Raw genomic sequence first — 12,304 nt, 5'->3', positions numbered from 1 at the left:
TTTTCCTCGGGCAAGAACCATGCCATAGGGTCACCGCCAAACGGGGTTATGCATGGGGTTCGAATATGCAGATTCGTGAGGCACTCACCTTTGACGATGTTCTACTGGTTCCGGCGGCTTCGTCGGTGCTGCCGTCGACGGCCGATACTTCGACGCGGGTGACGCGCGAAATCACCATGAACATCCCGCTTCTGAGTTCGGCGATGGACACGGTGACCGAGTCGCGCATGGCCATCGCGATGGCACAGGCCGGAGGGATCGGCGTCATCCACAAGAACCTGACGGTCGAAGAACAGGCTCGCGAGGTGCGCCGGGTCAAGAGGTTTGAATCGGGTATCGTTTACAACCCCGTAACCCTGCGCCCCGATCAGACGCTGGCCGACGCCAAGAAACTTGTCGAACGCTACAACTTCACCGGCTTCCCGGTTGTCCAGGAAGACGGGCGCGTCGTCGGCATTGTCACCAACCGCGACATGCGCTTTGCCACTTCGGACGACACTCCGATCCGGGTGATGATGACATCCGAAAACCTGGCCATGCTCAGGGAGCCGGCGGATCTGGAAGAGGCCAAGAGCCTGATGAAGGCCCGCCGCATCGAGAAGCTGCTGGTCGTGGATGGCGACGGCAAGCTGACGGGTCTGTTGACGCTGAAGGATACCGAACAGGCGGTGCTGAACCCCACGGCCTGCAAGGACCGGCTGGGTCGCCTGCGCGTGGCAGCGGCGACGTCCGTGGGCGATGCCGGGTTCGAGCGGTCCGAGGCGCTGGTGGATTCGGGTGTCGACATCATCGTGGTGGACACCGCCCATGGACATTCACAAGGCGTCATCGACGCGGTGAAGCGGGCAAAGGCGCTCTCCAACGAAGTGCAGATCATTGCCGGCAACGTGGCCACGGCCGAGGCGACAAAGGCGTTGATCGACGCAGGCGCCGACGCGGTTAAGGTCGGGATCGGGCCGGGGTCGATCTGTACCACCCGGATGGTCGCCGGTGTCGGCGTGCCGCAACTGACCGCGGTCATGGATTGCGCGGCAGCCGCCGGTGACACGCCGGTCATCGCCGACGGCGGCATCAAGTTCTCGGGCGACTTCGCCAAGGCCATCGCGGCGGGCGCGTCCTGCGCCATGGTGGGCTCGATGATTGCCGGAACCGACGAGTCCCCCGGCGAGGTGATCCTGTATCAGGGCCGGTCGTTCAAATCCTACCGTGGCATGGGCAGCCTCGGCGCCATGGCGCGTGGCTCGGCCGACCGGTATTTCCAGAAGGACGCCGCCAGCGACAAGCTGGTGCCCGAGGGGATCGAGGGGCAGGTGCCCTACAAGGGCTCGGCCTCGGCCGTGATCCATCAGTTGGTGGGCGGTTTGCGGGCGGCAATGGGCTATACCGGATGTGCGACGGTTGAAGAGATGCGCAAGAACTGTCAGTTCGTGAAGATCACCGGCGCGGGCCTCAAGGAAAGCCATGTGCATGATGTGCAGATCACCCGCGAAAGTCCGAATTATCGCGTGATGTGACCAACCGGCCGATGATCGGGCGGCGTCCTATGGTTGAGCGCCGCGCGCGATTTGCGGACAACTCTGCGCGCAAGGGCGCGATGCAAGCAAGAGGTCTGAACCTGCCATGACACCCGCTGCCCGCGTTCAGGCCGCCATCGACATCCTGGACGATATTCTCGCGGGAACCCCGGCCGAGAAGGCGCTGACGGGCTGGGCGCGACGCAGTCGTTTTGCCGGATCAAAGGATCGTGCGGCCATACGTGATCACGTCTTTGACGCACTTCGGCGTAAGCGTTCCTATGCCGCCTGGGGGGGCGCCGAGACCGGACGTGGGCTGATGCTTGGAGCAGTTCGCGCCAAGGGCGATGACCCTGCGGAATTGTTTACCGGCCAGGGACACGCGCCTTTACCGGTTCAGCCACAGGAAACAGGCCGTCCGCCACGGAGTGACGCAGAGCGATTGGACATTCCGGACTGGTTGTGGCCCATCTTGGTTCGCAGCCTGGGAGAGGAAAGCGAAGCAGCCGCGATGGCTTTGCAGCGCCGCGCCCCGGTGCATCTGCGAGTCAATATTCGAAAAGCGACAGTGTCCGAGGCAATGGAACTGCTGGCTGAGGATGGGATCACTGCCCAGAAGCACCCGGCGTGTGAGACCGCACTGGAAGTGACGGTCGGCTCGAGGAAAGTGGCGCAAAGCGCGGCTTACCGTGCCGGTGTCGTCGAACTTCAGGATGCGGCAAGTCAGGCCGTCGTGGCCGCATTGAAACTGCGCCCTGGAGTGCGGGTGCTGGACTATTGCGCGGGGGGCGGAGGAAAGGCGCTGGCGCTGGCGGCCCACAAGGGTGTCGAGGTATTCGCACATGATGTCTCGCCAGCAAGAATGCGAGATCTTCCGGGCCGTGCAGAACGGGCAGGGGTGAAAGTCACCCTGCTCGATTCAAAGGACATAGCCAGAGAGGCTCCGTTTGACGTGGTGCTTGTGGACGCGCCATGTTCGGGCAGCGGTTCGTGGCGCCGGTCGCCGGCGGGAAAATGGGCATTGACCGCTGACAGGTTGGAAGAGCTCACGCAGATGCAGGCAGACATTCTTTCCAGAGTGGCCAATACCGTCGGGCAGGGCGGAATTCTTGCCTATGCGACATGTTCGATGCTGGATGTCGAAAATAGCGCTGTTATCGACACATTCCTGCGAAAACGGCCTGACTGGATGGAAAAATACCACAAGTCCTGGCTGGTCTTCCAAGGAACTGATGGTTTCTTTACTTCGCACTTGACGCGAGTATAGGCGCGTAAATAGCAATCATAGGTAGAATGATCGCGTTAGGCTTGGGTTAACCTGCGCGCGCGACAACGATATCTAGAGTTTCTATTTCACGTTGCGCCATGTTGAATTCTTCCATTCTTCCGCAGCCGATCCTCGCGCATCATCGGAGATTGGGCGTGCGTTGGCTCGTCCTGTTCATGTTGGCCTCGGCGGCCTTCTTGGCAATTCTGTTCGGACAGTTCTCGGAGACAGTCTCTCAAGGGATTGCTGCCGCGGGTATTGCGCTTTCGATGGTGCTGGCGGTCGAATTAGTGCGTGGACTGCGGGCGTGGTTTGTATTGGCGACCGCCAAAGACACTCTGGCGAAATTCATCGAAACAGAGGCCATGCCTTGTTTCGTGACCGACTGCGAGGGTGTCGTGCAGGCGGCAAACGGTGCGGCGAGGCAAATCTATCCGCTGGACTCGCCGAGCCGCCTGAACCGTGTTCTGAGGGCGACCTTGGCCAATCCCAAAGCAGTTCTCTTTCGTTTGATGGCACGTGCCAGAGCCCTTGGGCGCGCGGAAGAAAGGGTCGAGTCTCGTGAAGGTGGCCTGTGTTTCCATGTGGCCTGCCTGAGCGAGGAGTTGTTCGTCTGGCGAATAACTGATCCAGTCACTGACCTCGGCCTGGAAGGTGCTCAAGGTTTCAACTCCTTGCCGGTGCTGACCTTTGGCGGCGACGGAAAAGAAACCGCCATGAACAAGGCGGCCCAGGATCTGATAGGCGAAATGGCAACTTCCGTTGAGCAGCTGGTTCCCATCTCGGCGCGCAAAACCGGACAGATCAGCCGAATTCGTACGAAAAATGGCATCCGTGCGGTGGTCTCAGTGGAAATCCAGCAGTCTGGTCCAGACACAAAACTGCTGCTGATTCCTTTGCAATCTGAACTGGAAGAGAAGGGGAGCACCTCTTTTGCCGAACTGCCAGTGCCTCTGATGCGTCTGTCGCCAACCGGCCTCGTGCTAGAGGCCAACCGGCTGGCGACGCAACTGATCGGTGGCAGATTGACCGAAGACACGATGATCGATCAGGTGATGCAGGGGCTTGGGCGCCCGATCAGAGAGTGGTTGCAGGAAACCGTCGATCAGGCTGCGGCACCGCGGTCGGAATTTCTGCGCTTGGTCCGAAGCGACAGGGAAATGTTCGTTCAGGTGACGCTAAACCGGGTTACTCGTGACGGCGAGGTCGGATTGATAGCAGTGCTGAATGATGCGACCGAATTGAAGACTCTCGAGGCACAATTTGTGCAAAGCCAGAAGATGCAGGCTGTCGGCCAGTTGGCAGGGGGCGTGGCGCATGATTTCAACAATCTTTTGACCGCGATTTCAGGACATTGCGACCTCTTGCTGCTCCGTCATGATCAAAGCGACCCGGATTATGGCGATCTTGTCCAGATAAATCAGAACGCCAACCGCGCCGCGGCGCTGGTAAGTCAGTTGCTTGCCTTCTCACGCAAGCAGACACTACGACCCGAAATGCTGGATCTGCGGGACACCCTGTCAGACCTGATACATCTCCTGAATCGACTGGTGGGCGAAAAAGTCACCCTCACGCTCAGTCATGACCCAGCTCTGAAACCGGTGAGGGCCGACAAGCGGCAGTTGGAGCAGGTTCTCATGAATCTCGTGGTCAATGCGCGTGATGCCATGCCGGAGGGCGGCGAAATTCGCATCGAAACAGAGGTTGTGTCGCTGGAGCAGCCGATGGTGCGCGACAGGGCGATCATGCCGGTCGGCGAGTATGTGTCCGTCAAGGTCATCGACGAGGGCGTCGGGATAGCCCCCGACAAGCTGCAAAAGGTGTTCGAGCCCTTCTACACGACCAAGCGCACGGGGGAAGGAACCGGTCTGGGGCTGTCCACCGTATACGGCATCGTAAAACAGACAGGGGGCTACATTTTTGTCGACAGCTCCCTGGGGAAAGGATCGCAATTTATCGTGTACTTGCCGGTATGCGCCGACGTCGAAAGCTCCGAACATATAAAAATGAGCCCGATTGAAAAACAGGGACCCATTCAGGGCGAAGGAGTGGTTCTGCTGGTCGAAGACGAAGCGCCGGTCCGGGCCTTTGCGTCGCGCGCCTTGCGCCTGCGCGGCTATACTGTCCTGGAGGCGGAGTCCGCCGAAGAGGCGCTGCGGATACTCGAAGACAGGACTCTTGCTGTTGATGTCTTCGTTACCGATGTGGTCATGCCGGGAATGGACGGCCCAACATGGGTGAGACAGGCCATGGCGGAAAGACCGCAGGTGCGCGTTGTATTCATGTCCGGATATGCAGAGGGCGCCTTTGGGGATTCCGGTCCGGAAATTCCAAACTCGGTGTTCCTGCCGAAACCTTTTTCATTGTCCCAGTTGACGGCAACGGTACATCAGCAATTGAGTTGACAAGGAATATTTCCGACCACGTGCATGCGGCGCCCGCCAATTCCAACATGCGGTTTCAGGTGGCTGATGCGTGCAGGCGAAACTCGTCGGCACATTTGCGGCGGTAGAGATCTTCGACCTCGCGGGACAATGTCGCCGGCATGACGGGCGAGACATTTTCCCTTTGCAGTTCAAGAGCGTCTCCCAAGCGGTTTTGCAGGAATTCCAGGATCTTGTCCTGGTGTTCATATTTGAAAAGGTGCTCGACCTCGACGCCGTTCCTGCGAGGGGTCAGGAATTTGGATTGACTGCCGACCTTGGCATATTCCGGGCGAACGCCCCTGAGATAGGCCCTCACGAAGTCATCGAAACTTATCCCCTGCGTTGATACAGGCTGACCGCGCAGGGCAGGGCGCGCCCGGTAACGGTACCAGCTGCCCAGCCAGTCAATCGGTTCCCGCACGACGGCCATTACCTCGGGGTCGGTGTCGAAAAGCTTGGTAAAAATAGGGCGAAAAAAACGATCATATCGATAGATCGTTGAATGCTTGAGCTCGGGTGGGTTTGACACGACGATGTCAGCCCGAGATCGCAACGCTGTGTGAAAAGCCGTCGTCCCAGTCTTTGGGACGGAAAGAAAAACCAGGCGTTCTTTCAGAAAAACAAGCATTTAGCCCCTTTTCCCTGTTGAATTTCTGCCGGGCAGACTGCCGTAAAGGCATCCTTAACACAATTGCAGAAAATTGGATTCAGAAGTTTTGAGTTGAAATGTTCTCTTTTTGGTCTCATAAGGAACAAGAGGCGAACAAAGCAGCGATTGCCGCCCGGCCGCGGGTGTGACAAAAGGAAGGCGACAGGACAATGGCGGATCTTCTGACGATGAGCAGCAAGCAGAACGCAGACAAGCAAAAGGCGCTGGACAGCGCGCTGGCCCAGATCGAACGTCAGTTCGGCAAGGGGTCAATCATGAAGCTGGGCGGCGAGAATGCCATTCAGGAGATCGAGGCCAGTTCGACCGGCTCGCTCGGGCTGGACATTGCCTTGGGCATCGGTGGTCTGCCTATGGGCCGCATCGTTGAGATTTACGGGCCGGAAAGCTCGGGCAAGACCACGTTGACGCTGCACTGCATTGCCGAACAGCAAAAACGCGGCGGTGTCTGCGCCTTTGTCGACGCCGAACACGCGCTTGATCCGCAATATGCCCGCAAGCTGGGCGTGGACCTGGACGAACTGCTGATCTCGCAGCCCGATACTGGGGAACAGGCGCTCGAGATTACCGACACTCTTGTGCGGTCGGGGGCGGTGAACATGGTCGTGGTCGACTCGGTCGCGGCTCTGACGCCGAAATCGGAACTGGAAGGCGACATGGGAGACAGCAGCGTCGGCGTGCAGGCCCGCCTGATGAGCCAGGCCATGCGCAAGCTGACTGCCTCGATCAGCCGTTCGAACTGCATGGTGATCTTCATCAACCAGATCCGCATGAAGATCGGCGTGATGTTCGGCAGCCCCGAAACCACCACGGGCGGCAATGCGCTGAAATTCTATAGCTCGGTTCGCCTTGATATCCGCCGGATCGGCGCGATCAAGGATCGGGATGAGGTCGTGGGAAACCAGACCCGCGTGAAGGTCGTCAAGAACAAGGTGGCGCCGCCCTTCAAGCAGGTGGAATTCGACATCATGTATGGCGAGGGCATCTCGAAGATGGGCGAGTTGCTGGACCTGGGCGTCAAGGCCGGCGTGGTCGAGAAATCCGGGTCGTGGTTCAGCTACGGCGACGAACGCATCGGGCAGGGCCGGGAAAATGCCAAGCAGTATCTGCGTGAGAATACCCGTATCGCGTTGGAGATCGAGGACAAGATCCGCGCGGCGCACGGGCTCGACTTCGATATGCCGCCAAATGCGGAAGAGGATGATATCCTCGAAGCCTGAAGCGCGGCCTGATGGGGGCGTTGATGCGCATGACCTCGACGCCAAACAGGCAACTCGTGAATCAGGGCATCTCGCAAGAGCTGCCTTGTTTTCTTCTGTGACCCTCTGCGCTGTGGACTATCCCCGAGGACAGGGCTAAACCATCGCAGATCAAGTCGAATGCGCGCCGAGAGAGCCACATGCCCACGCTGAATGAAATTCGCTCCACCTTTCTGAATTACTTTGCCAAGAACGGCCACGAGGTCGTGCCATCCAGCCCGCTGGTTCCACGCAACGATCCGACGCTGATGTTCACCAACTCCGGTATGGTTCAGTTCAAGAACCTGTTCACTGGCGTCGAGACCCGCGACTACAAACGCGCCACCACCGCGCAGAAATGTGTCCGCGCTGGTGGCAAGCACAATGACCTCGACAATGTCGGCTATACGGCGCGGCACCACACGTTTTTCGAGATGCTCGGCAACTTCTCTTTCGGAGATTACTTCAAGAAAGAGGCAATCCCCTTTGCCTGGGAGCTGATCACCAAGGATTTCGGCATCGACAAGAGCCGTCTGTTGACGACGGTTTATCACACCGATGACGAGGCCTTTGAAATCTGGAAAAAGGTCGGCGTTCCCGAAGACCGCATCATCCGCATCGCCACCAGTGACAATTTCTGGCAAATGGGCCCGACCGGCCCTTGCGGCCCCTGCACCGAGATCTTCTATGACCACGGCGAACATATCTGGGGCGGCCCTCCGGGCTCGCCGGACGAGGACGGCGACCGGTTCATCGAGATCTGGAACATCGTGTTCATGCAGAACGAGCAGTTCGAGGATGGCTCGATGCGCGAACTCGACATGCAGTCGATCGACACCGGGATGGGACTCGAACGTATCGGCGCGCTGCTGCAAGAAAGCCATGACAACTATGACACCGATCTGTTCAAGGCGCTGATCGAGGCATCCGCACATGTGACCAATGTCGATCCCTACGGGGACCAGAACGTGCATCACCGTGTGATTGCCGACCATCTGCGATCGACTTCGTTCCTGATCGCCGATGGCGTCATGCCCTCGAATGACGGGCGCGGCTATGTTCTGCGTCGGATCATGCGTCGTGCCATGCGTCACGCGCATCTGCTGGGGGCAAAGGATCCGGTCATGCACCGCCTGGTTCCGGCTTTGGTGCAGCAGATGGGGGCGCAGTATCCCGAACTCGGTCAGGCCCAGGCGCTGATCGAGGAAACGCTGCTGTTGGAGGAAACCCGCTTCAAGCAGACGCTCGACCGCGGTCTGAAACTTCTGGACGACGAACTGGCGGCGTTGCCCGAAGATGCGCCTTTGCCTGGCGAGGCCGCGTTCAAGCTTTATGACACTTACGGTTTCCCTCTTGACCTGACGCAGGACGCCCTGCGGGAAAAGGGCCGGGTCGTTGATACCGAAGGGTTTGACGCTGCCATGGCCGAGCAGAAGGCAAAGGCGCGCGCCGCCTGGGCCGGGTCGGGAGAAGCCGCAGACCTGGCGGTGTGGTTCGATGTTCTCGATGTCGCCGGCGCGACCGATTTCCTTGGCTATGACACGGAAAAGGCCGAAGGGCAGATCAGTGCGCTGGTCGTTGATGGCGCGATCGTCGACGAGATCCCCGAGGGGGGAAGCGGCTGGATCGTCGTGAACCAGACCCCGTTCTATGCCGAGGCAGGCGGTCAGGTCGGGGATACGGGCGTCATTCGCCGGCTCGAGAACCGCGACGAGGTTGCCTTGGTCGAAGACACGAAGAAATTCGCCGACGGCAAGGTGTATGCCCACAAGGTAACGGTCGAGCGTGGAACATTCACCAAGGGAGAGCCGGTCGAACTCGAGGTGGATCACGCGCGCCGCTCGGCCATTCGGGCGAACCACTCGGCGACCCACCTGCTGCACGAGGCCCTTCGCGAAACTCTGGGGGCGCATGTGGCGCAGCGCGGATCGCTGAACGCCGAGGACCGCCTGCGCTTTGACTTCAGCCATTCCAAGGCGCTGACCGAGGAAGAGCTGGAGAAGGTCGCCTCTGACGTGAACCGCTTCATCCGGCAGAATTCGACTGTCGAAACCCGGATCATGACGCCGGACGACGCCCGCGCGATTGGTGCTCAGGCCCTGTTCGGCGAGAAATACGGGGATGAGGTGCGTGTCGTTTCGATGGGGCGCGCCGAAACCGGCAAGGGTCAGGACGGGATGACCTATTCCATCGAACTGTGTGGCGGCACCCATGTGAAGCAGACCGGAGACATCGGAACCTTCGTCCTGCTGGGCGACAGTGCGTCGGCTGCAGGTGTGCGCCGTATCGAGGCCCTGACCGGAGAGGCGGCTTTCGAATTCCTGGCCAAGGAAACCGCGCGCCTGTCCGAGGTGACGGCCATGCTCAAGGCGCAGCCCGCCGAGGTGGTCGATCGCGTTCGCGCCCTGCTGGACGAACGCAAGGCGTTGCAGAATGAGGTCGCGCAGCTGCGCCGAGAACTGGCCATGGCCGGAGGGGCAGGGCAGGGTGGCGGCGAAGCCCGTGATGTGAACGGAATCCGCTTTCTGGCCCAGAGTCTAAGCGGTGTGTCCGGCAAGGACTTGCCCGCGCTGATCGACGAGCACAAGGAACGGCTGGGATCGGGCGCCGTGCTGTTAATCGCGGATACCGGCGGAAAAGCTGCTGTGGCGGCAGGCGTGACAAAGGATTTGACAGACCGGGTTTCGGCCGTCGATCTGGTCAGGGCCGCTGTTGCGGAACTGGGCGGAAAAGGGGGCGGGGGCCGTCCAGACCTGGCGCAGGGCGGTGGCAAGGATGCTGCCAACGCAGACGCGGCGATCAAGGCTGCTGAACAGATTTTGGGAGGATGAGATGGGTGCACTCTGGATCGCACATGTAACCGTCAATGACGCAGAATCCTACGGCAAGTACGCAGAGCTTGCCGGGCCGGCAATTGCCAAACATGGCGGCGAATTCATTGCTCGAGGAGGCCGGTATGTGCAACTGGAAGGCAAGGAGCGCCCCAGAAACGTTGTGGCACGCTTCCCGTCGGTCGAGGCTGCCGTGGCCTGCTACAATTCGCCCGAGTATCAGGAGGCGCTGAGCCACGCGCGTGGCGCGTCCGAGCGAGAGTTGCTGGTGGTTGAAACCACGGAATGATCGAGCCTTATCAGAGGCGTCGTCGAATCACTGGCTGTTTGTCGAAAGACCCGCCCTTTGGCGGGCCTTTTCTTTTCACGTTAACCAAATTTCATGATCAGTCGCAGGCTTCGCGCCGGTGCACCCCATATTGTGTCGGGTTTCTAGTGGGTTAAGGCCGGTTTTTAAGAGCCATCAAACAAAGATGGGCCCGAAATTCAATCAATCCGGTCAGATTCAAACCCCGAAAGCGTCACAAAGTTTGACGGATTTTCGCCGCTTTTCGCCCTCAGCTTGAGCCGTGATTGCTTCGCCTTCGCGTTTGTTGAACCATATTTGGAAACAATCGCGGTTCATAAAGGCAGCAATCGTCAGGATTGACGCGGAATGAGGACCGGCATGAAACATTTTGGAAATATGAAGGTTTCCAAAGCGATTGCTGCAACTAGAGCACTAGTGGGAGTTGCCGTTATCGCAAGTGGGCTTTTTGCGACAATAACTCCGATGCAGGCATCTGCGTCGCCGTTCCTGCAGCCGGTCGTAAATGCTCCGCCACCGACCGGAGCTCGATCGCTTTGCAGGCAATATTCGTGGGCCTGCGCGGCTTCCGGCGCTAAAAGTCTTACGCGAGAGCAGGAACTTCGCATCGTGAAAGCCGTCAATCGTCGGGTCAACAGATCAACGCGCGCCGTTTCAGACCAAGCGCAATACCGGCTAAAGGAAAAATGGAGCCTTCCTACACGGCGGGGTGGGGACTGCGAGGATTTCGCGCTGCTGAAAAAGAGGGACCTGGTGAAAATGGGCCTGGATCCGAGCAAGTTGTTGCTTGCCACAGTGCTGGACACCCGGCGTAATTCCCATGCGGTTTTGGTCTATCGATCCAGTTATGGGGATCTGGTTCTGGACAATCTGACAGACAGGATCAAGCCTTGGAAGGCAACGCGCTATCTGTTTCTGAGAATGCAGGATCCAAGTCGCCCGGAAAACTGGGTCGGCGTTTTCCGAAGAGGCTAGGATCCGAAGAGGTCAGGAAATGAAAAGCGCGCCTGCGAGGCGCGCTTTTTTTTGGGGGCGGTGCTACCGTCTTTAGTTGTTGGGGCTGCCACCCTGGCCACCGCCATTGCCGCCACCCTGGCCACCGCCATTGCCGCCGCCCTGGCCACCGCCGTTGCCGCCGCCCTGGCCACCGCCGTTGCCGCCGCCCTGGCCACCGCCGTTGCCGCCACCGGTGTCGTCTTCGTCATTATTGGCGCCACTGCCTTGGCCCGGGCTGGCACCCCCCTCGCCACCATTGCCGTCGCCGTTGTTGCCATTAACGCCGCCGCCGTTGCCGCCGCCGTTACCGCCGCCGTTACCGCCGCCATTGCCGCCGCCATTGCCGCCGCCGTTGCCGCCGCCATTGCCGCCATTGTCGCCGCCGCCATCACCGCCACCGGTATCGCCGCCGCCATTGCCGCCATTGTCGCCGCCGCCATCACCGCCACCGGTATCGCCGCCGCCATTGCCGCCATTGTCGCCGCCGCCGTCACCGCCACCGGTGTCGCCGCCGCCATTGCCGCCATTGTCGCCGCCGCCATCACCGCCACCGGTATCGCCGCCGCCATTGCCGCCGTTGTCACCGCCGGGAGCGCCGCTGGGGCCATCGCTACCAGGAGAGCCACCATTCCCACCGGAGCTGCCGCTGCCACCGGAACTGCCGCTACTGCCAGAACTGGAGCCACTTCCGCCTCCGGCGTTTCCATCGCGGCCAGCCTCAGCGGTTTCCAAACCCGGATCGGCTTCACCTGCCGCTTCGCCTTGTCCTCCGAAGGATGCCGTTGGGAAGTCTGTCAAAACCGCCGCGAAGGCGGGACAGGATTCCAATGTCCGTGCCAGGATGTCCTCGAAGTCGGGCCGGCGTTGAATGTAGCGCAGCATCCGGTCTTCGACCACGCGGCAGGAGCACAGCGTTTCGGTCGAAACGGACTGCCGGGCAGTCTGCACCGTGCATCTTTCCGCTGCGGCGAAACTTGCCGTCGATAGGAAAGTAAGTGACGTGGAAGCCAGCACCAGCGAAAGAAAACGCGTCTTCGCACTCATAACAAATCTCCAAA

General features: G+C 60.0%; 9 protein-coding genes. 7 read left to right on the top strand and 2 right to left on the bottom strand.

The genetic code is table 11. The annotated features are described in order from the left end of the window. The first annotated feature begins 65 nt into the window (after positions 1 to 65). The 3 genes from guaB (at position 66) to AVO45_RS04050 (ending at position 5,186) form a co-directional block, all read left to right on the top strand. Positions 66 to 1,514 (top strand): IMP dehydrogenase, encoded by a 1,449-nt coding sequence (gene guaB / locus AVO45_RS04060; RefSeq protein ID WP_068344599.1) that lies wholly within the window; start codon positions 66 to 68, stop codon positions 1,512 to 1,514. A 106-nt stretch (positions 1,515 to 1,620) separates the two neighbouring features. Continuing rightward, positions 1,621 to 2,781 (top strand): RsmB/NOP family class I SAM-dependent RNA methyltransferase, encoded by a 1,161-nt coding sequence (locus AVO45_RS04055; RefSeq protein WP_068344598.1) that lies wholly within the window; start codon positions 1,621 to 1,623, stop codon positions 2,779 to 2,781. Between the two features lie 98 nt (positions 2,782 to 2,879). Further along, positions 2,880 to 5,186 carry a hybrid sensor histidine kinase/response regulator gene (locus tag AVO45_RS04050; RefSeq protein ID WP_068344597.1) on the top strand — a complete coding sequence of 769 codons (2,307 nt, stop codon included), beginning with the start codon at positions 2,880 to 2,882 and terminating at the stop codon, positions 5,184 to 5,186. Positions 5,187 to 5,241: 55 nt separating this feature from the next. Here AVO45_RS04050 and AVO45_RS04045 read toward each other — a convergent pair whose 3' ends face one another. Then, entirely contained in the window at positions 5,242 to 5,835 is a 594-nt protein-coding gene (locus AVO45_RS04045; RefSeq protein WP_068344596.1) for a sulfotransferase family 2 domain-containing protein, read from the bottom strand. A 191-nt stretch (positions 5,836 to 6,026) separates the two neighbouring features. Here AVO45_RS04045 and recA point away from each other — a divergent pair, with 191 nt between their 5' ends. The 4 genes from recA (at position 6,027) to AVO45_RS04025 (ending at position 11,225) form a co-directional block, all read left to right on the top strand. Then, on the top strand, positions 6,027 to 7,094 hold the full coding sequence (gene recA, locus AVO45_RS04040) for a recombinase RecA (protein WP_068344595.1): 1,068 nt from the start codon (positions 6,027 to 6,029) through the stop codon (positions 7,092 to 7,094). Between the two features lie 179 nt (positions 7,095 to 7,273). Further along, positions 7,274 to 9,943, top strand: coding sequence for an alanine--tRNA ligase (gene alaS / locus AVO45_RS04035; RefSeq protein ID WP_068344594.1), 2,670 nt, complete (start codon positions 7,274 to 7,276; stop codon positions 9,941 to 9,943). 1 nt (position 9,944) lies between these two features. Then, positions 9,945 to 10,232, top strand: a complete 288-nt coding sequence (locus AVO45_RS04030) for a DUF1330 domain-containing protein (protein ID WP_068344593.1) — start codon at positions 9,945 to 9,947, stop codon at positions 10,230 to 10,232. A 378-nt stretch (positions 10,233 to 10,610) separates the two neighbouring features. Further along, the gene (locus AVO45_RS04025) at positions 10,611 to 11,225 is read left to right on the top strand and encodes a transglutaminase-like cysteine peptidase (RefSeq protein ID WP_068344592.1); all 615 of its coding nucleotides are present in this window, start codon (positions 10,611 to 10,613) and stop codon (positions 11,223 to 11,225) included. Between the two features lie 72 nt (positions 11,226 to 11,297). Here the strand turns inward: AVO45_RS04025 and AVO45_RS19945 are convergent, their stop codons facing one another. After that, on the bottom strand, positions 11,298 to 12,290 hold the full coding sequence (locus AVO45_RS19945) for a hypothetical protein (protein WP_205627839.1): 993 nt from the start codon (positions 12,288 to 12,290) through the stop codon (positions 11,298 to 11,300). Between the last annotated feature and the right edge of the window lie 14 nt (positions 12,291 to 12,304).

This window comes from Ruegeria marisrubri, from assembly GCF_001507595.1.
Taxonomy (GTDB): domain Bacteria; phylum Pseudomonadota; class Alphaproteobacteria; order Rhodobacterales; family Rhodobacteraceae; genus Ruegeria; species Ruegeria marisrubri.
The sequence above is the reverse complement of the archived record's forward strand: the minus strand, read 5'-3'. Positions and strand labels throughout refer to the sequence as shown.

Coding starts and splice junctions, on each gene's coding strand:
- guaB (WP_068344599.1), top strand. CDS start 66: ATGCAGATTCGTGAGGCACTCACCTTTGACGATGTTCTACTGGTTCCG.
- AVO45_RS04055 (WP_068344598.1), top strand. CDS start 1,621: ATGACACCCGCTGCCCGCGTTCAGGCCGCCATCGACATCCTGGACGAT.
- AVO45_RS04050 (WP_068344597.1), top strand. CDS start 2,880: ATGTTGAATTCTTCCATTCTTCCGCAGCCGATCCTCGCGCATCATCGG.
- AVO45_RS04045 (WP_068344596.1), bottom strand. CDS start 5,835: ATGCTTGTTTTTCTGAAAGAACGCCTGGTTTTTCTTTCCGTCCCAAAG.
- recA (WP_068344595.1), top strand. CDS start 6,027: ATGGCGGATCTTCTGACGATGAGCAGCAAGCAGAACGCAGACAAGCAA.
- alaS (WP_068344594.1), top strand. CDS start 7,274: ATGCCCACGCTGAATGAAATTCGCTCCACCTTTCTGAATTACTTTGCC.
- AVO45_RS04030 (WP_068344593.1), top strand. CDS start 9,945: ATGGGTGCACTCTGGATCGCACATGTAACCGTCAATGACGCAGAATCC.
- AVO45_RS04025 (WP_068344592.1), top strand. CDS start 10,611: ATGAAACATTTTGGAAATATGAAGGTTTCCAAAGCGATTGCTGCAACT.
- AVO45_RS19945 (WP_205627839.1), bottom strand. CDS start 12,290: ATGAGTGCGAAGACGCGTTTTCTTTCGCTGGTGCTGGCTTCCACGTCA.